Origin of the sequence: Streptomyces sp. NBC_00846 (assembly GCF_045207325.1) — a bacterium.
Taxonomy (GTDB): domain Bacteria; phylum Actinomycetota; class Actinomycetes; order Streptomycetales; family Streptomycetaceae; genus Streptomyces.
In genome coordinates this window covers 1,946,439-1,965,118 of sequence record NZ_CP108846.1, presented here as the reverse complement: position 1 = coordinate 1,965,118, position 18,680 = coordinate 1,946,439, and the positions used below count along the sequence as shown (strand labels likewise).

At 69.9% G+C, this 18,680-nt stretch carries 16 protein-coding genes, 1 other RNA gene and 1 pseudogene; 10 read left to right on the top strand and 8 right to left on the bottom strand.

Annotated features, from left to right (window positions below; translation table 11 throughout):
- The first annotated feature begins 68 nt into the window (after positions 1-68).
- From OG936_RS09090 to OG936_RS09075, 4 genes are all read left to right on the top strand, one after another.
- Positions 69-1,106 (top strand): ABC transporter substrate-binding protein, encoded by a 1,038-nt coding sequence (locus OG936_RS09090; RefSeq protein WP_406493779.1) that lies wholly within the window; start codon positions 69-71, stop codon positions 1,104-1,106.
- Positions 1,107-1,258: 152 nt separating this feature from the next.
- Entirely contained in the window at positions 1,259-2,101 is an 843-nt protein-coding gene (locus OG936_RS09085) for a Nif3-like dinuclear metal center hexameric protein (RefSeq protein ID WP_406493778.1), read from the top strand.
- On the top strand, positions 2,098-2,841 hold the full coding sequence (locus OG936_RS09080) for a zinc ribbon domain-containing protein (protein ID WP_406500371.1): 744 nt from the start codon (positions 2,098-2,100) through the stop codon (positions 2,839-2,841). Before OG936_RS09085 ends, OG936_RS09080 begins: the two co-directional genes overlap by 4 nt.
- Positions 2,841-4,121, top strand: a complete 1,281-nt coding sequence (locus tag OG936_RS09075) for a bifunctional RNase H/acid phosphatase (protein WP_406493777.1) — start codon at positions 2,841-2,843, stop codon at positions 4,119-4,121. Before OG936_RS09080 ends, OG936_RS09075 begins: the two co-directional genes overlap by 1 nt.
- A 110-nt stretch (positions 4,122-4,231) precedes the next feature.
- Here the strand turns inward: OG936_RS09075 and eda are convergent, their stop codons facing one another.
- A complete protein-coding gene (eda, locus tag OG936_RS09070; protein ID WP_406493775.1) occupies positions 4,232-4,852 on the bottom strand; it encodes a bifunctional 4-hydroxy-2-oxoglutarate aldolase/2-dehydro-3-deoxy-phosphogluconate aldolase in 621 nt (206 codons plus the stop codon).
- Between the two features lie 127 nt (positions 4,853-4,979).
- The gene (gene yaaA / locus OG936_RS09065; RefSeq protein ID WP_406493773.1) at positions 4,980-5,780 is read right to left on the bottom strand and encodes a peroxide stress protein YaaA; all 801 of its coding nucleotides are present in this window, start codon (positions 5,778-5,780) and stop codon (positions 4,980-4,982) included.
- A 200-nt stretch (positions 5,781-5,980) separates the two neighbouring features.
- Between yaaA and OG936_RS09060 the strand changes: the two genes are divergently transcribed.
- From OG936_RS09060 to OG936_RS09035, 6 genes and pseudogenes are all read left to right on the top strand, one after another.
- A complete protein-coding gene (locus tag OG936_RS09060) occupies positions 5,981-7,402 on the top strand; it encodes an RNB domain-containing ribonuclease (RefSeq protein ID WP_406500370.1) in 1,422 nt (473 codons plus the stop codon).
- A gap of 202 nt (positions 7,403-7,604) precedes the next feature.
- Entirely contained in the window at positions 7,605-8,174 is a 570-nt protein-coding gene (locus tag OG936_RS09055) for a Uma2 family endonuclease (protein ID WP_406500369.1), read from the top strand.
- Between the two features lie 70 nt (positions 8,175-8,244).
- An RNA gene (gene rnpB, locus OG936_RS09050) (RNase P RNA component class A) lies at positions 8,245-8,646 on the top strand.
- A 475-nt stretch (positions 8,647-9,121) separates the two neighbouring features.
- Positions 9,122-10,222, top strand: a complete 1,101-nt coding sequence (locus tag OG936_RS09045; protein WP_406493772.1) for an NAD(P)-dependent alcohol dehydrogenase — start codon at positions 9,122-9,124, stop codon at positions 10,220-10,222.
- 616 nt (positions 10,223-10,838) lie between these two features.
- Entirely contained in the window at positions 10,839-11,387 is a 549-nt protein-coding gene (locus OG936_RS09040; protein WP_406493771.1) for a GNAT family N-acetyltransferase, read from the top strand.
- Between the two features lie 85 nt (positions 11,388-11,472).
- Positions 11,473-11,951, top strand: a pseudogene (locus OG936_RS09035) (transposase); the annotation flags it as partial.
- A 242-nt stretch (positions 11,952-12,193) separates the two neighbouring features.
- On the opposite strand, the gene OG936_RS09030 reads toward OG936_RS09035, so the two are convergent.
- The 6 genes from OG936_RS09030 to OG936_RS09005 form a co-directional block, all read right to left on the bottom strand.
- Positions 12,194-12,898: a DUF6932 family protein gene (locus OG936_RS09030; RefSeq protein ID WP_406493770.1), complete on the bottom strand. Its 705-nt coding sequence runs from the start codon at positions 12,896-12,898 to the stop codon at positions 12,194-12,196.
- A 320-nt stretch (positions 12,899-13,218) separates the two neighbouring features.
- Positions 13,219-14,688 (bottom strand): FAD-dependent oxidoreductase, encoded by a 1,470-nt coding sequence (locus OG936_RS09025; protein ID WP_406493768.1) that lies wholly within the window; start codon positions 14,686-14,688, stop codon positions 13,219-13,221.
- Positions 14,688-14,978, bottom strand: coding sequence for a 2Fe-2S iron-sulfur cluster-binding protein (locus OG936_RS09020; RefSeq protein ID WP_406493767.1), 291 nt, complete (start codon positions 14,976-14,978; stop codon positions 14,688-14,690). The genes OG936_RS09025 and OG936_RS09020 overlap by 1 nt, the downstream gene beginning before the upstream one ends.
- Positions 14,975-16,177, bottom strand: coding sequence for an NAD(P)/FAD-dependent oxidoreductase (locus OG936_RS09015; RefSeq protein WP_406493766.1), 1,203 nt, complete (start codon positions 16,175-16,177; stop codon positions 14,975-14,977). The genes OG936_RS09020 and OG936_RS09015 overlap by 4 nt, the downstream gene beginning before the upstream one ends.
- Positions 16,170-17,108 carry a dihydrodipicolinate synthase family protein gene (locus OG936_RS09010; RefSeq protein ID WP_406493764.1) on the bottom strand — a complete coding sequence of 313 codons (939 nt, stop codon included), beginning with the start codon at positions 17,106-17,108 and terminating at the stop codon, positions 16,170-16,172. The genes OG936_RS09015 and OG936_RS09010 overlap by 8 nt, the downstream gene beginning before the upstream one ends.
- Positions 17,109-17,160: 52 nt before the next feature.
- On the bottom strand, positions 17,161-18,618 hold the full coding sequence (locus tag OG936_RS09005; protein WP_406493762.1) for a Na+/H+ antiporter NhaC family protein: 1,458 nt from the start codon (positions 18,616-18,618) through the stop codon (positions 17,161-17,163).
- Positions 18,619-18,680: the final 62 nt, after the last annotated feature.

The following is an 18,680-nucleotide window of genomic DNA, read 5'->3' as shown; positions in this document are numbered from 1 at the left end:
GAAACCGAATAGGTAAGGTTAGGCAGTCCTAAGCAGTCCTGGTTGTGACCTTCGATCTGGAGCAAGTGATGTCCCTTCGTCGCCGCGGTACCGCCGCAGTCGGCCTGGCAGTGGCCGCCGCCCTTTCCCTCTCCGCCTGCGGGAGCGATGACGCAGGATCGGGCGACTCGGCCAAGTCCGGCGGCGACAAGAAGGCGGCCGTCGCGACCGGCGGCAAGGACTTCGGCGACGCCGCGAAGAAGACGGCGGCGTACGGGACGGACGCCGAGGCCGGCCAGTTCCCCCGTACCCTCACCCACGCCATGGGCAAGACGGAGATCAAGTCCGCCCCCAAGCGCGTCGTCGTGCTGGACGTCGGCGAGTTCGACAACGTCGTCTCGCTCGGCGTGAAGCCGGTCGGCTACGCCCCCTCCGAGGGCGACGCGGCCATCCCCTCGTACCTGAAGAAGGACGCGGGCAACCCCAAGAACGTCGGCACGATCAACAACCTCAACCTCGAAGCCATCGCCGGCCTGAAGCCCGACCTGATCCTCGGCAGCCAGCTCCGCGCCGCCGACAAGTACGACGCTCTCTCCAAGATCGCGCCGACCGTGTTCTCCATCCGCCCGGGCTTCACCTGGAAGGAGAACTACCTCCTCAACGCGGCGGCGCTGGACAGGACCGCCAAGGCGAAGAACGAGCTCGACGCCTACGAGGCGAAGGCGAAGAAGCTCGGCGAGGACATCGGCCCGGACAAGCCGACCATCTCCATGGTCCGCTACCTCCCGGACCGTATCCGCCTCTACGCCAAGGCGTCCTTCATCGGCACCATCCTCGAGGACGTCGGCCTGCCGCGGCCCAAGAACCAGCAGATCGACGACCTCGCCGCGGAGATCAGCCCGGAGAAGATCGACGAGGCCGACGCCGACTGGATCTTCACCGGCGTCTACGGCGACGTGAAGGCCACCGAGCGCGACACCACCCAGTCCAACCCGCTGTGGAAGAACCTCAAGGCGGTCAAGGACGGCCGGGCCAAGGACGTCTCCGACGAGACCTGGTACCTCGGCCTCGGTGTCACGGCCGCGAACCTGGTCCTCGACGACCTCCGCGCCGACCTCGTGAAGTAACGATCCGGTCCTCGACGACCTCGTGAAGTGACGGCCTGGTGCACGATGGCGAGTGGATCAGGCCGTAACAATTCTTCGCACACCGTGGCCCGTCCGTACGGGTCGCGGAAGCCATGGGCGACGGGGCACGAAGGGCAGGTAGCCTTTTCCCTGTGCCCCGTCTGTCCGAAGTCATCGCCGAGCTCGACGCTCTCTGGCCGCCCGAGCGGGCCGAGGGCTGGGACGCGGTCGGTACCGTCTGCGGCGACCCCGCCTCGCGCATCGACCGGGTCCTCTTCGCCGTCGACCCCGTCCACGAGATCGTCGACGAGGCACTCAGACTCGGCGCCCAGCTGATCGTCACCCACCACCCGCTCTATCTGCGGGGTACGACGACGGTCGCGGCCGACACCTTCAAGGGCCGGGTCGTGCACACCCTCATCAGGCACGACGTCGCGCTGCACGTCGCCCACACCAACGCCGACACCGCCGACCCCGGCGTCTCTGACGCCCTCGCCGGTGCGCTCGACCTGCGCGTCGAGGGGCCCCTCGTACCGGATCCCACCGACCCCAAGGGCCGTCGCGGCCTCGGCCGGATCTGTGCGCTCGACCATCCCGAGAGCCTGGCCGACTTCGCCGCCCGCGCCGCCGCACGGCTGCCCGCCACCGCGCAGGGCATCCGGCTCGCGGGCGACCCCGCGGCGACGTTGCGTACCGTCGCGGTCAGCGGCGGCTCCGGCGACAGCCTCTTCGACGCGGTGCGCGCCGCGGGCGTCGATGCCTTCCTCACCGCCGACCTGCGCCACCACCCGGCCTCCGAAGCCATCCAGCACTCCCCGCTCGGCCTGATCGACGCCGCACACTGGGCCACCGAGTGGCCCTGGTGCGAACAGGCCGCGGCGCAGCTCGACGCGATTTCCGACCGCCACGGATGGGGCCTGCGGGTCCATGTCTCGAAGCAGGTCACCGACCCCTGGACCACCACCACCCACCACTCTTCTGGAGCCCCCAACTGAACGCCGCGCCCGCCGACCAGATCCGACTCCTCGATGTCCAGGCCCTCGACGTACGTCTGTCGCAGCTTGCGCACCGCCGCAAGTCGCTGCCCGAGCACGCCGAGATCGAGTCGCTCACCAGCGACCTCGCGCAACTGCGCGACCTGCTGGTCGCCTCGCAGACCGAGGAGAGCGACACCGCCCGCGAGCAGACCAAGGCGGAACAGGACGTCGACCAGGTGCGCCAGCGCGCCGCCCGTGACCAGCAGCGCCTCGACTCGGGTGCGGTCGCCTCGCCGAAGGACCTGGAGAGCCTCCAGCGCGAGATCGCCTCGCTGGCCAAGCGCCAGGGCGACCTGGAGGACGTCGTCCTCGAAGTGATGGAGCGCCGCGAGTCCGCCCAGGAGCGCGTCACCGAGCTGTCCGACCGGGTCTCCGCGGTCCAGGCCAAGGCCGACGACGCGATCGCCCGTCGCGACGCCGCGACCAAGGAGCTCGACGAGGAGGCCGCGACCGTCACCCGGGAGCGCGAGCTCGTCGCCGGTTCCGTCCCCGCGGACCTGCTGAAGCTGTACGACAAGCTCCGCGTCCAGCAGGGCGGGGTCGGCGCGGCCCGCCTCTACCAGCGCCGCTGCGAGGGCTGCCGTCTCGAACTGAACATCACCGAGGTCAACGATGTGAAGGCAGCCTCCCCGGACACGGTCCTGCGCTGCGAGAACTGCCGTCGCATCCTGGTCCGTACGGCGGAGTCGGGCCTGTAATGACCCAGCCGCGCCAGCTCGTCATCGAGGCCGACGGCGGTTCCCGGGGCAACCCGGGGCCCGCCGGTTACGGTGCGGTCGTCATCGACCCGGTGACGGGGGAGACCCTTGCCGAGGCCGCCGAGTACATCGGCGTCGCGACGAACAACGTCGCCGAGTACAAGGGCCTCATCGCCGGCCTGAAGGCGGCGAAGGCGCTGCTGCCGGACGCCTCGGCGGACGGCGCGCTCCGGGTGCGGGTCCGGATGGACTCCAAGCTGGTCGTGGAACAGATGTCGGGCCGCTGGAAGATCAAGCACCCCGACATGAAGCCGCTCGCGGCGGAGGCCGCCAGGATCCTGCCGGCCTCCGCCGTCACGTACGAGTGGATCCCGCGCGAGCAGAACAAGCACGCGGACCGGCTCGCCAACGAGGCGATGGACGCGGGCAAGCGTGGCAGGCAGTGGGAGCCGTCGTCCTCGACCGCCGCCCTCGACACCCCCCGTCCCTCGACGACCGCCGTCCTGCCGCCGGTCTCCGGGCCGCCCGGTGACGCGGCGGCGGGCGCGGCGAAGGCCCGCGCGGCGATGTCCGCCCGCCCGGAAGCCGCTACGGGCACGGCACCGGCCGCCGGCATGGCCGCGCCCCAGGTCGGCTGGGCCGCGGCGCCCGACCTCGGCGCGCCCGCCACCTTCGTACTGCTCCGGCACGGCGAGACGGCCCTCACCCCCGAGAAGCGTTTCTCGGGCAGTGGCGGCAGTGACCCCGAACTCTCGGCGACCGGCCGTGACCAGGCCGAACGCATCGCCCGGTCGCTGGCCGCCCGCGGCACGATCGAGGAGATCGTCAGCTCCCCGCTGCGCCGCTGCCGCGAAACGGCGGCCGCGGTGGCGGCCCGGCTCGGTCTGGAGGTCCGGATCGAGGACGGCCTGCGAGAGACGGACTTCGGCGCTTGGGAGGGGCTGACGTTCGCCGAGGTGCGCGAGCGTTACGGCGCCGACCTGGACGCCTGGCTCGCCTCCGCGAAGGCGGCCCCCACCGGCGGCGGCGAGAGCTTCGCCGAGGTGGCCCGCCGCGTCGCGTCCACCCGCGACCGCCTCACCGCCCGTTACGCGGGCCGCACGGTTCTCCTGGTCACCCATGTGACGCCGATCAAGACCCTGGTCCGTCTGGCGCTCGGCGCCCCGCCGGAAGCCATGTTCCGGATGGAACTCTCGGCGGCCTCGGTGTCCGCGGTCGCGTACTACTCGGACGGGAACGTGTCACTCAGGCTGCTGAATGACACGTCGCATCTGAGGTAGGGGGCGGCGGGGGCCTGGAACCGTCCCGTCCGGCACCTGACGTGGGGCTGGCACCGGGGCCTGGAACCGTCGCGTCCGGCACCTGACGCAGGCCCCGCCAACTGCCCCCGTCAGCCGCGCAGCACCGCGGCCTCGCGCGCCAACTGCTCCACCCGCACCCAGTCCTTCGCCGCCACCGCATCCGCCGGGACCATCCAACTGCCGCCCACGCAGCCGACGTTGGGCAGTGCCAGATAGGACGGCGCGGAGGCGAGGGAGATGCCGCCGGTCGGGCAGAACCGGGCCTGCGGCAGCGGCGAGGAGAGCGCCTTCAGATACGCCGTGCCGCCCGCTGCCTCGGCCGGGAAGAATTTCATCTCGGTGACCCCGCGCTCCAGCAGCGCCACCACCTCGGACGTCGTCGAGACGCCCGGCAGGAACGGCACCCCCGATGCCTTCATCGCGTCCAGCAGCGTCTCCGTCCAGCCGGGGCTCACCAGGAACCGGGCGCCCGCGGCGACGGTGTCGGACACGTTCCGCACGGAGATTACCGTGCCCGCGCCGACCACCGCGTCCGGCACCTCGGCCGCGATCGCCCTGATCGCGTCCAGTGCCGCGGAGGTGCGCAGCGTCACCTCGATGGCCGGGAGCCCACCCGCGACCAGGGCCCGCGCGAGCGGCACCGCGTCGGCGGCATCCTCCAGAACGACAACGGGCACGACGGGGGCAAGGTCCAGCACAGAGGGGATCATGCACTCATCCTGCCGCGCGCACGGCACGCTACGCAACGACCGTTGCGCATGACGCAATGCACTGTGGCGTGCCGCAGCCCGCCGCAGCGGGCCCGCAGCGCGCCGCGACACAATCGAGCCCTCCGGCTCAGTGGATCTCGGTCACCACGACATCGAGCGACCACGCCCGCCCGGCCCGCGCGGGAGCCTCGGCCTCCACCACGTACCCGAGCTCCCGCAAGGTCTCCACCAGCTCCGCGGGCCCCTTCGGCCGGGCGCCCGCCAGCAGCAGATCGCGGACCATCCGTCCCTTCGTCGCCTTGTTGAAGTGGCTGACCACGGACCGCTTCTCGACCCCGTCCACCATCTGGGCATGCAGCACCCGCACGCTCGCCGTGCGCTCCGCCACCTCACCCTTCGGCTTCCAGGCCGCGGTGTACGCGGACGACCGCAGGTCCAGGACCAGCCCGTCCCCGGCCGCCTCCGGCAGGACCGCTGCCATCGGGTCGCGCCAGTGCGCTCCGAGCGCTCCGAGCCCCGGCAGCTTCACCCCCATCGAGCAGCGGTACGAAGGAATCCGGTCGCCCACCCGTACGGCGCCCCACAGCCCGGAGAAGACCAGCAACGCCTTTCCGGCCCGCCGCTTGGCCGCCGCGTCCAGCGAAGCCAGATCGAGGGCGTCGTACAGCACGCCTGTGTAGATCTCCCCGGCCGGACGCGTCCCCGCCGTCCGCAGCTCGACGTTCTTCGCGATCTCACCGCGCAGCCCCTCGCTCAGCCCGAGCACCTGACGGGCCTTCTCCTCGTCCGCCGTGCACAGTTCGACCAGCTCGTCGAGGACCGCGGCCCGCGCCGCGGCCAGCCCCGGCAGCGACAGCGACTCCGGCTTCAGGGGTGCTCCGCGCCCCGAAGCGGCCTTTCCTTCGGAGGGCGGCAACAGCACGAGCACGGCGGTTCTCCTTCGTACGTACGCACAGGCAGACGGGCCGAGAAGGCCCGCGCACCAGCGTACGGGGGCCACCGGTACCGCCATCGGGGCCGGTCCCGGCGGATCGTGGCCGGACAGCGGCCCCACGCCCGCCCGCCACCCGGGATGCCGCCCGCCCCGCCCCGCCATACGCTCGGTGCATGCCCCGCCGCCATCTCCACATGACCGGGCCGGCCGACACCCCGCTGAGGGCGGTCCTGCGCAAGCTGCGTACCGAACTCGACGTGCCCGACGGCTTCCCGCCCGACGTCCTCGCCGAGGCGGCACAGGCGGCGGGCGCCCCGGCGGTGTCGGCCCACCGGGACGCGACGGACCTGCCGTTCTTCACCATCGACCCGCCCGCGTCGACCGACCTCGACCAGGCCATGCACCTCGAACGCCGCCGTCACGGCTTCCGCGTGCACTACGCCATCGCCGATGTCGCCGCCTTCGTACGCCCCGGCGGCGCACTCGACACCGAGGCCCACCGCCGGGCGACGACCCTCTACTTCCCCGACGGACAGGTGCCGCTCCACCCCACCTCGCTCTCCGAGGACGCGGCCAGCCTCCTCCCCGGCCGGACCCGCCCCGCCCTGCTCTGGCAGATCGACCTCGACGCCGAGGGCGCCACCGTCGCCACCTCGGTACGCCGGGCCCTCGTCCGCAGCCGCGCCGAACTCGACTACGCGGGCGTCCAGCGGCAGATCGAATCGGGCACCGCCGAAGAGCCCCTGGCCCTGCTCCGGGACATCGGACGGCTCCGCGAGGAACAGGAGGTCGCCCGCGGCGGAATCTCCCTCAACGTGCCCGAGCAGGAGATCGTCGCGCGCGACGGCACATACGGCCTGGGCTACCGCGCCCCGCTGCCCGCCGACGGCTGGAACGCCCAGATCTCCCTACTGACCGGCATGTCCGCCGCCCACCTCATGACGGAGACCGGCACCGGCATCCTGCGGACCCTCCCGGTCGCCCCGGACGGCGCAGTGGCCCGGCTCCGGCGCTCGGCCGAGGCGCTGCACATCGACTGGCCGCACCATGTCCCGTACGCCGAGGTCGTCCGCTCCCTCGACCCGAGGAGGACCACCCACGCCGCGTTCCTCCAGGAGTGCACCACCCTCCTGCGCGGCGCCGGCTACACCGTCTTCGCGCACGGCGAACTCCCCACCCCCGCCGTCCACGCCGCCGTCGCCGACCTCTACACGCACTGCACCGCCCCGCTGCGCCGCCTCGTCGACCGGTACGCGGCCGAGCTGTGCGTCGCCGCCGTCGCGGAACAGGACCCTCCCGAGTGGGTCCTCGCCGCGCTGCCCGGCCTGCCGAAGGAGATGGCGGACGGAACGAGGCGCGCCGACACGGTGGAGCGCGAATGCGTCGACGTGGTCGAGGCCGCGCTCCTCAAGGACCGGATCGGTGAGGTCTTCGACGCGTACGTGATCGATGTGTCGGAGCAGGAGCCGACCACGGGCACCATCCACATCGACGACCCGGCCGTCGTAGCCCGCGTCGAGGGCGGCACGGCAAAGCTCCCCCTCGGGAAACGGCTGCCGGTCAGGCTCGCCCGGGCGGACCCTGGCTCGGCGAAGGTCCTCTTCACCCCCGCGTGAGCCCGGCCACGACGGCACCCTGATCCCGGCCTCCTGCCGGGCCCGGGCAGCAGACCGATGCGGTGGTGCCGAACCGCCCGCATCGGACAACTCCGCGCCCTCCTGTGCCACGATCGAATGAAGAACTCCCATCTCACGGACGGCGGGTCCATCGATGTCCCAATCTGGCGAGCGACCGAGGAAGGGGCGTGACATGACTGCCATGCCGCACGAACTGCTCACGCAGGCGGACGTCCTGCTGGAGGGCTTCCTGGCGCTGGACACGCCGGAGGGCTTCCGGGCGGAGCTGATCGAGGGGGAGATTGTCGTGACGCCGCCGCCGGACGGGGACCACGAGGACTACATCGGCGTGATCCTTGAGCAAGTGATCACCCGCTCTCGCACCAAGATGCGATTTTCAGGGAACAAGGGACTGAAGCTGACGAGCGGCGGACGCTGCCCCAAGAACCACGTCATTCCCGACGGTACCTTCGCCCCGACCGAACTGCGTCTGTACCGGGGAGCGGACCCCTGGATGCCGTGTGAGGGGGTGGCCCTCGTCGTCGAGGTCACCTCGACCAAGCCCCAGGCCGACCGCACGGACAAGCGTCACTGCTACGCCCGCGGACCCGTCCCGCTCTACCTCCTGGTCGACCGCGAGCAGTCCTCGGTGACGCTGTTCAGCGAGCCGGAGGGCGACGACTACCGTCAGCACTGCACGATCCCGTTCGGTAAGCGTCTCGCGCTCCCGACACCATTCGCCTTCGATCTGGAGACCGAGGAATTCTTGTGAGGCCACCGCCCGGTCCGGCGGCCCCGTCCGGTGGCCACGGCCAGGCGGGTAGCATGGTCGGCACGGCAGACGAGCCGGGCGGACGGCCGCGTGGGGATCTTCGGATCTCCCCGAGGAACGTCCGGGCTCCACAGGGCAGGGTGATGGCTAACGGCCACCCGGGGTGACCCGCGGGACAGTGCCACAGAAAACAGACCGCCGGGGACTTCGGTCCTCGGTAAGGGTGAAACGGTGGTGTAAGAGACCACCAGCGCCTGAGGTGACTCAGGCGGCTAGGTAAACCCCACCCGGAGCAAGGTCAAGAGGGGCCGTCGCGAGACGGCCCTGCGCGAATGTTCGAGGGCGGCCCGCCCGAGTTCGCGGGTAGACCGCACGAGGCCGGCAGCAATGCCGGTCCTAGATGGATGGCCGTCTCCCCGGCAGCCGCGAGGCGACCGGGCGACAGAACCCGGCGTACAGCCCGACTCGTCTGCCGCTCTGCTTTTCTGCAGCTCAGAGCGTGTTTCCACGGGGTGGACGTTTCCGCCTGAAGTCGCAGGTCACAGGGCTGGTGTGAGTCGAGGGTGATCGGCTCGTGCTGATAGCGGGCTGATCGTCTCGCGGCGATCGTCTGCCGCGGCGGGTCGGCGACCTTGCGCACCGAGACCTTCTCCTCCCGGGCGGAGGCCGGCGCCCACCGGCGTTCCCGCTCGCTGCTCCAACCGCCACGCCGCCCGCCGTACCCGCGCCGGCACCCGACGCTCCCGGCGGGACTTCCTCACCCGCTCACCTGCCACTGGCGACAGCCTCCCACCCCATCGGCGCCACCATCATGCGTTCACGAAACCGAACGCCGTAGCGGTCGTCCCTGCTCAGACACTCCCCGAACCCTTGGTTAGCGTTTGCTCGCAAAATGATTTACGGTTCAACTATCTGCACGACGCAGAAGCGAAAGGATGGTTTGTGCCATGAACATCACCGCCGCTGTCGCCCGGGACAAGTCGAAGCCGCTGACGATCGAGGAACTCGAACTGGACGACCTCCGACCGGGCGAGGTCCGGGTCCGCATGGTCGCCACCGGTGTGTGCCACACGGACGCGATCGTGAGAGACCAGGTGTACCCGACCCCGCTGCCCGCTGTCCTCGGCCACGAGGGAGCCGGCGTCGTGGAAGCGGTCGGCAGCGCGGTCACCAGTGTGGTGCCCGGGGATCACGTGGTCCTGTCGGCCGCGTCCTGCGGGGTCTGCTCGCAGTGCATGAGCGGGAGCCCGACCTACTGCGAGAACGCCTACGCGCAGTGCTTCGGCGGTCGGCGCCCGGACGGCACCACCTCCCTGTCCTCGAACGGGGAACAGGTGTCCTCCCACTTCTTCGGCCAGTCCTCCTTCGCGACATACGCCAACGTCGTGGAGCGCAGCGTGGTCAAGGTTCCGGCCGACGTACCGCTGGAGAAGCTCGGCCCGCTGGGCTGCGGCCTGCAGACCGGCGCCGGGGCGGTGCTCAACGAGCTGCAGCCCGCCGCGGGCACGTCCCTGGTGGTCTTCGGGGCCGGCGCGGTGGGCTCGGCGGCCATCATGGCGGCCAAGGTCGCCGGCTGCACCACGATCGTCGCCGTGGACCTGCACGACTCCCGGCTGGACCTGGCCCTGCGGATCGGCGCCACCCACACCATCAATTCCGGCAGCGCCGATGTCGTGTCCGAGCTGAAGAGGATCACCGGCGGCAAGGGCGTGGACTACGCGGTGGACACCACCGCCGTACCGGCCCTGCTGACCCAGGCGCTGGACGCCCTGGCGATCCGGGGAACCATCGTTCTCGTCGGAGCCGCGGCGGCCGGTACGACGGTTCCCTTCGAGATCGGCGAGTCCCTCCTGAAGGGCTGGACGTTCAAGACCGTCATCGAGGGCAGCGCGGTCCCGCAGGTCTTCATCCCCCGCCTCGTCGAGCTGTGGCAGCAGGGCCGCTTCCCCTTCGACGAGCTCGTCCGGACTTACGAGTTCAAGGCGATCAACGAGGCATTCGCCGACTCGGCCAGTGGGGCGGCGGTCAAGCCGGTCGTCGTCTTCTGACGTTCCGGTCGAGGGCCGTCGAGGCCAGGGACGGGGATCGGGGATCGGGGATCGAGTCCTGTGGGCCCCGCAGTCCGAACGCGAGGGGCGCACGAGCTGTTGAGCTCGTGCGCCCCTCGGACTTCACCTGAATCCCGGTGGTGCCGGTTCCTGCCGCCGGAAGGCCCAGTCCATCCTCGGCTCGAACACCGGCTTCTACTGGTGGGCTCTCCTGTTCGACTGTCGCCAGTTCCCCGCCGGACCAGCCCTGCTGGTGACCGTGTGTGGTTGCCGGCGGCGTATCAGCCCAGGTTGTCTCCAGCTTCGGATCCGGGGGCGTAGTGACGTGGTGGTGGCCGAGGGCGCCTGCAACGCCAGAAGCGGGCATCTCCAGGACCTGCTGGAGTATGGACAGAGGTAGCGAAAATGAAGAAACCCCCGCCCTGGCGCCGTTGTTCACGGCGCTCAAGGAGCGGGGTGCCACGGTCCAGTGCTGTATCAGCGGACCTTCGCCCCGTCGGAGCGAGACGCTCCGTTCGGATGCTGGTCCGGTATGGGACCGAACGGTCACTGGCCGCGTGTCCTTCCGGCTCCAAAACCGTGTGCGAGCCACCCGAGGGGTCTTTACCCTCCGGGCATGGATCTTCGCGAAGAACTTCCGAGCGACAGGCAGGCCGTGCGGGACGTTCACCTGCAGGCGTTCGGCGCGCAGGGACTTGTCGTGGCCGATCTGGTCGATACCCTGCGGGACACCATCACGCCCGAGGACGGTCTCTCGCTGGTCGCCGAGCACGACAGGCAGGTCGCCGGCCATGTCATGTTCACCCGCAGTCTGCTCGATGCCCCTCGGCGGCTGGTCGAAGTGCAAGTCCTCAGCCCGTTGGCCGTGATGCCCGAGCTCCATAAGCGCGGTATCGGCTCGGCCCTGGTCCGACACGGACTGGGGATCCTCGCCGAGCGAGCTGTTCCCCTCGTCTTCCTGGAGGGCGATCCGGGCTGTTACTCGCGTTTCGGCTTCGTGCCCGGTGGTGACCTGGGCTTCCGAAAGCCATCCCTGCGTATCCCGGACGGTGCCTTCCAGGCCCTCAGTCTTCCGGAGTATGAGCCGTGGATGACGGGGACGCTGGTCTATGCAGAGCCGTTCTGGCGGCATGACGCAGTCAGCCTCCGCGACCCCGACGCATAGCGACGCGAGCGCCGATACCCCTGTCGCGACATGACGCGCCGTTTGGATGCTGGTCCGGGCGGCGCGGTGTCGCCAGGCTGTGCGGGTGGCAGAACGAGTACGCGTCCGCGAGATCGGGAACGACGAGGGCAGGCACCTGCTGCGGACCGTCCGTCGGGGCAGCGGGTCGGTGGTGACCTGGCGGTGTGCGCAGATGATGCTGCTGTCCGAGCAGGGCATGCCCGTGGCGAAGATCGACGAGGTGACGTTTGCCGGCGCGGACCGCGTGCGGGATGTGATCCACAACTTCAACGCCGACGGATTCGCTGCGCTCTGCCCGAAGGACAAGGGCGGCCGGCCCGGGACCTTCACCCTGTCCGAGCGCCGGGAGATCAAGAAGATCGCCAAGTCCAAGGCGGCCGAGCACGGCCTGCCGTTTTCGACCCGGAGCCTGACCAAGCCGGCCGACTTCCCGGTCGCCGAGGGGTGGGCGACGACATCAGCCACGAGGGCCTGCGGGCCCTGCTCCGCGAGGAGGGCGTCTCCTTACATCGAACGGCTGGTTGCTCGGTTCGGCGAGGACCGGTAGAAGGCATGGACGGCGACGCCCTCGGGCGAGCCGCCGGAGTCCTCCGCCGTGCTCCATGAATCCACGAGCCGCCTGATCACTTCCGAGGGGAGCACCCCATGACGCGGGCGGCGAAGACGACCTTGCCGTGCGTCTGGTCGTCCAGATCAATAGATTTCATGAGTGCTATCAGTGCTCAAACCTGCTCGTGGTTGTCAACGCCGGAGCGATCCGGCGGGTTGCCCCGCGAGAGTGAGGCTCAGCTTTCGTTGAGGCTCAGGTCGAGCACGACGTAACTGTGGTGCTCTCGTCCGTGCGGCGACCGGACCGTCGACACGAGGACCGCAGCGATGATCCGGCGGTTCGCGTAGGCGCTGAGCACGGCAGCTCGCCCTCGTCGGCCGGTGCCTCCTCCAGGACCATGCCGTACGAGGAGGGCTCCCCTGAGGATGCCGTTCCGTCCGCTCCGGCAGCGCTGCCAGATTTCGTCGTAGACCCCGAGGTGTTCGAACACCTTGTGGTCGTCCACCGCCATGGCCCCGGTCACTCCGAGGGCGCGGAAGTCCTCCGTCTCCGGGAGACGCAGGACGTATGCGTCCACGCGCAGTCCTTGGCGCACACACCAGTCCTTCGTACCCAGATTGTCAATCTGGTCAACGGTGTCGGGGTCCGCCATCGCCCGGGCGTATGCATCGGGCGGTATGAGGTATGTGACATCGACGTCCTCGGGGTCCACTTTGCCGCTGACGAAGCTCCTGGCGAGCCAGAGCCGGCCCACCGTGCCCGTGGCCAGCTCCACCAGTGCGAAGTGGACCCTCAGCTCCTCCAGCAGGCCGCCGCGCGTGGAGGACTCGGCGAAACCGTTCGCCTTCACCAGCTCCGACTCGACCTCGTCCCAGGTCAGCGGAAACCTGCCCGGGGGAGGGCACTCCGTGACGGGGTCGAACGCGGGTGACGGTGTCATGCGGGTCCTCGGCTCGGTGGTGAACGCAGAGTCAACCCAATGGATCTTTCGGTGACGGGTGGCCTGAACGCGTAAAACGCCTGGCAGGAATCAGCCGAGGCGGATGTGCGCCCAGGCGGTCTTATGGCCGTCGCCCCGGGCTCCGCGAGGAACCCGGGGAACAGAACCCGGCGTACAGCCCGACTCGTCTGCCGCTACCTGTGGCTTTACCTTGAGAAGGGCCTCTGACCTGCGTCGGAGGCCCTTTCCAGACTTTCAGTAGCTTGCCGCTCTGGGCGGTGAGCGACCTGGATGACGGCGCCGCCAGCGTCCACCGGCCATCACGACGCCGAGCGACATGTGTCCGAGTCGTCCGATGTGGGCTGCTCGGCAGCCGCGTCGAGGTCTCGTAGGTCTCCGACGGGCACAGGTTTGATCGGCAGGTGGGCGGAGAAGCGTCCGCCGAGCCCGATCGTCTGCTCGCGTGCCGATGCGAGGACAGTGCCGACGCTGCTCTCGCAGTAGCGTCCCTGGCAGGGGCCCATGCCCGTCCGGCAGGAGAGCTTGACGGCGTTGACGTTGCTGACGAACGGTGACGATTCGAGGAAGTCGTCGAGTTCGCCGCGTGTGACCAGTTCGCATCGACAGACGGTGGTTTCTCGCGTCGCCAGGTCTCCGAGCGCGCCACGGACCGGTTCGAACATGTTTTGCACAACAGCGGAGAACCGTGTCGATGTGTGGATGCCACGTTCCGCTTCGGCGAAGGCCGCGGCTGACACGGCGCGTCCGAGGCTCGCGGCGACCCCGAGACCCGCGAGCGTACCCTCGGCGCGGGATTGGTCGGCGCCGGCGACGCCCGTGGGCTCGCCGGCGACGAACACTCCGGGGACGGATGTCTGCAGTCGTTCGTCGTGTGTGACCACCCAGCCACCCCGCGGCGAATCAAATGCGAGTTCGCATCCGATCTGACGGGCGAGCTCCGTCGACGCGGAGAAGCCGTACCCGAGCACGAGATGCGATGCGGTGACCTCGCGGGGTGCGCCTGTCACCTTCCACCGCCGGTCGACCCTGGCGAGCTCGATCCGGGAGACGTGTTCCGTGCCGTGGGCGGCCGTCACGACGGTCCGGGGCGAGACTCGGATGCCCTTGCGCACCAGCCGCGTCAGGATCGCGCCCGTCTCCGCGAGCATCCGCAGATGACCGGGCAGGGCGCCGAGGGCGCGGAGCATGTCCATCGGCGTCGGGATGCTCTGCGCGAACGCGACCTCGCGCACCGGGACGCCGTCGCGGACGAGCAGGTCGGCCACGAGCAGCAGCAGCGGATGCGCCCCGGCCAGCACAACGTCGCCGACGGGTGCGATCTTCTGCGCCTTGACGAGGGTCTGGACACCGCCGGCGGTCATGACGCCGGGCAGCGTCCAGCCGGGGAAGGCGACGGGAAGGTCGTAGGCGCCCGTGGCGATCAGCAGCCGACGCGCGCCGATCACGCGAGTGCCGTGTTCCGGGTGATTGATCGCCACGCACAGACCATCCGGCTCTGCCTCGTCGTGCAGGACACCGATCGCCGACCAGCCGAACTCCGTCGTCAGTCGCGGGTCCTCCTCGAAGCGTCGGATGAGCTCGGTGGCCCAGCCGTAGCCCGCGGTGGGATGCAGGACGCTTCCGGTGAAGGTATCGGGCGGCTGACGGAAGATCTGCCCGCCCGCTCGCTGCTGCTCGTCGATGACGACGACCGTCAGGCCGTGATCGGCTGCGGTGAGAGCCGCCGACATGCCCGCCGGACCCGCGCCTATGACCGCGAGATCAAACATCACAGCCTCCCTGGCGTCTCGATGATCAGGCCCTCGCGCGCCGGTACGAGGCAGGTGCGGGTCAGCGGCCGACCGTCGACGGTGGCGGCGCACTCGAAGCACGTCCCCATGTTGCACAGCGGCGCCCGCGGAGCTCCGATGCGGTCTCGTTCGAACGCGGCCCCTTCGGCGAGCATGGCCGCGGCCACCGTCTCGCCCCTACAGGCGCGAACTGGCTCGCCGTCTACGGAGATCGTCACGGCGTCGCCGCGTTCCTGCGCAGTGCGACGCCAGGATCCGTCTGTGGTCATGGGGCGCTCCTTTCCGCGAAGCGGGCCGGGTCGTAGGGTGCGAGGTCGATATCGGGCGAGCGCCCGGCGATGAGGCCGGTCAGCACCCGCGCGAAGCTCGGCCCGAGAGTGAACGCCGATCCGCCGGTGGCGACGAATACCCCCGGCGCGCCCTTGACCGCGCCGACGAGCGGCAGCTGGTCGGGTGCCACCGTGGTCGCGCCGACCCAGCTGCGCACGGCGGGGACCCGCTCCAGCGCGGGAACGGTGTTCACGGCTGCGCGCGCGTTGCCGGCGATCGACTGCGGGATCAACTGGTGCTTGCGGTCGAATGCCGGGGCGCCGTGCGCGTCCCTCATCAGTCGCGCCGGCCACCCGCCGCCGATGAGGACCGTGTTGTCGAGCGACTGCTTGAGCGACAGGCGCGCACCCGCGTGCTGGACGAGGTGGGGGATGAACCTGGGAATCTTCGAGGTGACGGTCATCGTGAGGGCGAGGGGGACGGTGGGGAGCTCGGCGTCGAAAACCCGGCCGAGCTCGGTCGTCCATACGCCGGCGGCGAGCACGACTGCTGCGGTCCGGACGGTGCGGGCCCGTTCGTCTCCCGCGCGGTCCGTCTCCCGGAGGGTGACTTCCCATCCGGTCGGCACGCGACGGGCGCCGACCAGGCGGGAACGTGCGCGCACGGTCGCGCCGGCCGCGATGGCCGCGCGTCCGACCGCGGGAGCGGCGATGCGGGCGTCCGCCTTTCCTTCCAGTGCGCTGAGGTTGGCTGCGACGATGTCCCGCGAAAGGTACGGTGCGACGTCGTCGAGCTCGGTGCGATCGAGCGTGCGCACGTCGAGGCCCCAGGAGCGTTCCAGCTCCGCCTTGAACTCGAGCATCCCGACCTGGTCGGAGTTCTCGGCGACCATGAGTCCGCCCGTCTGGCGCACGCCGAGCGGCTCTCCGATCTCATCCTCCATGCGCGCCCACATCGCGGCAGCGTCGAGGTGCAGCGGCATCGCCTCCGCCGCGACGCGCGCGGCCTCCTCGCCGGCCTCGACCATCCGGTATTCGAGCTGGAAGTGCAGGCTCCCCGCGTTCTGGCCCGAGGCGTGCTGGTTCACCTGGTCCTTGTCGACCAGGAGCACGTGCGCCCCGTCGCGGGCGGCCATCCACGCCGTGAGGCAGCCGAGCAGGCCGCCGCCGACGACAACGACGTCGTACCGCTCAGTCATCGGCGAGGGGAACCGTCTCGATACCGAGCTTGTGCAGGGTCGCCTCGACGCGGGCGACCTCGTCCGGCGTGAGCTCAAGGAGCGGCGCCCGCACGAATCCCGCGGGGATGCCGCGCAGCCGCAGTGCGGTCTTGATGATCGCCTGCTGGTTGCCGAACTGCACGCCGTAGTCGGGACGGAACCACGCGTCCATGTACACGCGGTCCTTCTTGCCCAGTTGGACGGCGCGCTCCCGGTCCCCGGCGTCGACGGCGTTCCAGAAGTCGGCCTGGTCGCGGCCGAGGATGCCGCCCGTTCCCATCAGGCCGTCGCCGTGGCCGAGCATCGCAAGGTCGGCACCGAGCGCGTTGGTGGGCAGACCGAAGTACCGCACCTCGCCCTCCAGCGCGTACATCCCGGCGAGGAAGCTCGCGAAGTCTCCCGTCGAGTTCTTGACAGCGACGACATTCTCGATCTGCGCGAGTTCGGCCAGCAGTTCCACGCCCATGTCCACGACGCAGCCGCGCGGCCAGTTGTACACGGTCATCGGGATATCGGTGGCATCGCTCACCGCCCGGTAGAACGCAACGATCTCCTTCCCGTTGGGCACGATGTAGGGGGGCGGGGTAAGGAGGATGCCGTCGAGGCCCGCCGCCTCTGCCGCGCGGGCGTGCGTGATCGCCTCTTGCGGGGTGAAAGCGTTGCAGGCGCCGAGGACGGGGAAGGCGTCGCTCCGGTGTTCGGCGCCCGCCGCGAACAGCTCCCCGCGCTCCTTCGTGGACAGGGAGAACCACTCGCCGCTCGTGCCGGCCAGGATCGCGCCCTGGATACCCTCGTTGACGAGCCAAGCCATCTGCCGGTGCAACGCGTCGATGTCGAGCGCGCCCTCGCGGGTGAACGGTGTGGTGATGGCGGGGATGTAGCCGCGCCAGCTGACGGTGTTGCGATCCATGTTTGCTCCAAATCGCCGGTTGTCCGGCGGTGCTCTTCCTGGGGTGTGTTTCTCAGACCGCGGCCGGCTCGGGCTCGGGTCGCTTCAGTTCGACGCCGTCCGCGCCCTCGAAACGGCGGCCCCAACCGGTCGCGGCCGCCACGATCATGACGACGGTGAGGACGAGCGGGTAGAGCATCGCGACGAAGATCTCCGTCGTGGCCAAGGCAGGAACGCCCTTGATCCCGGTCGTGAGCTGCGCGCCGATGAACAGATAGGCGCTGAGAACGGGGACGATGGCAGCGATCCCCATCGCGAAGCAGTCCATGACGACCGCTCGGCGGTACGGGTGCAGGCCGACGCGGTCGCCGATCTCATCGGCGACCGGGCCGAACGTGAGCATCGCGGCCGAGTTCACGCCGCCGAACAGCAGCGTGGTGAACGAGATCCCGATACCGATCGCGAACTCCGCGCCGCGCGGGGTGCGGGACAGGCGGCTGCTGGTAAGGGCGCTCACGAGCCAGTCGAGGATGCCCGCGTCGGTGAGTACGCCCATGATGCCGAACACGGTCACCACCAGAGCGATCACGCCGAGCATGTCGCCGATGCCGGTGATCAGGAATCCGGTCGGCGCCCCGTCGGTGACGCCGACGATGCCCCCAGGGGTCAGCAGACCCGAGGCGAGACCGGTGACGATTCCGGCTACGAGCCCGACTGTGACCGCCTTGAAGATGTCGCGGGTGAGCAGCGCCACGGTGAGCATGAGTGCGACGGGTATGAGCATCACGAGGGCGAGCGGGTCGGCGGCCTGCTCCAGCAGCTCCTGCGAGTGCGCAGAGTCGCCCGAGCGGCCCGACGACCCCAGCACGAAGAACCCGACGGCCGCGACGCCTGCCGCGGTGAAGGCGAAGCGAGCGCGGTTCCGCACGACTCCGGCGATATCGGCGGTGCCGGTCTTCTTGCGGAACCTCTGCGTTGACGACGAGATGACGGTCGTGTCGGAGATCGGGGCGACGTTGTCTCCGAAGATCGCGCCGGAGATGATCGCGGCGGCGAGGAACGCCGGCTCAGCACCGAGGAGCACGCCGGCCGGGTAGAAGATCGGAAACGCCGTGAACATCGTCCCGATGGACGACGCCGTCGCCATCGAGATTATGCACACCGCGACGAACGTGAACAGTGTGAAGGTGCCGCCGTCGACACCGAGTAGCTCGGCGAGCCACACGAACCCGCCCGCGACGTTGGTCTCCTTGATCAGGGCGGACATCAGCCCCACGCAGAACAGGATCATCACGATCGTGACTGCCGTGGACGATCCGATCCCCCTCGTCACAGCGGACCAGTACGCCGAATACGGCTTGGCGAACAGCGCGCCGACGAGCAGCGCAAGGACACCTCCGGCGGCGAGCGCGGTCATGTCGAACGTCTTGAACACGACGAAGAAGACGACGCAGAACGCGAGGAACACGACGACCGGCAAGAACGCCAGTGCCCTTCCTCCGCGGAAGGCCAGATGCTTGTCGGCGCTCATGGTGGTGAACCTCTCCACAACGTTGGGGATAGCAGCACAGGTGTGCACTTATTTACGTGTGT

Excerpts from the sequence above, each read along its gene's own strand:
- OG936_RS09055 (WP_406500369.1), top strand. The coding sequence starts at position 7,605 with ATGCCGCACGAACTGCTCACGCAGGCGGACGTCCTGCTGGAGGGCTTC.
- OG936_RS09015 (WP_406493766.1), bottom strand. The coding sequence starts at position 16,177 with ATGACTGAGCGGTACGACGTCGTTGTCGTCGGCGGCGGCCTGCTCGGC.
- OG936_RS09025 (WP_406493768.1), bottom strand. The coding sequence starts at position 14,688 with ATGTTTGATCTCGCGGTCATAGGCGCGGGTCCGGCGGGCATGTCGGCG.
- OG936_RS09075 (WP_406493777.1), top strand. The coding sequence starts at position 2,841 with ATGACCCAGCCGCGCCAGCTCGTCATCGAGGCCGACGGCGGTTCCCGG.
- OG936_RS09030 (WP_406493770.1), bottom strand. The coding sequence starts at position 12,898 with ATGACACCGTCACCCGCGTTCGACCCCGTCACGGAGTGCCCTCCCCCG.
- OG936_RS09045 (WP_406493772.1), top strand. The coding sequence starts at position 9,122 with ATGAACATCACCGCCGCTGTCGCCCGGGACAAGTCGAAGCCGCTGACG.
- OG936_RS09005 (WP_406493762.1), bottom strand. The coding sequence starts at position 18,618 with ATGAGCGCCGACAAGCATCTGGCCTTCCGCGGAGGAAGGGCACTGGCG.
- OG936_RS09010 (WP_406493764.1), bottom strand. The coding sequence starts at position 17,108 with ATGGATCGCAACACCGTCAGCTGGCGCGGCTACATCCCCGCCATCACC.
- OG936_RS09090 (WP_406493779.1), top strand. The coding sequence starts at position 69 with ATGTCCCTTCGTCGCCGCGGTACCGCCGCAGTCGGCCTGGCAGTGGCC.
- OG936_RS09020 (WP_406493767.1), bottom strand. The coding sequence starts at position 14,978 with ATGACCACAGACGGATCCTGGCGTCGCACTGCGCAGGAACGCGGCGAC.
- OG936_RS09040 (WP_406493771.1), top strand. The coding sequence starts at position 10,839 with ATGGATCTTCGCGAAGAACTTCCGAGCGACAGGCAGGCCGTGCGGGAC.
- eda (WP_406493775.1), bottom strand. The coding sequence starts at position 4,852 with ATGATCCCCTCTGTGCTGGACCTTGCCCCCGTCGTGCCCGTTGTCGTT.
- OG936_RS09060 (WP_406500370.1), top strand. The coding sequence starts at position 5,981 with ATGACCGGGCCGGCCGACACCCCGCTGAGGGCGGTCCTGCGCAAGCTG.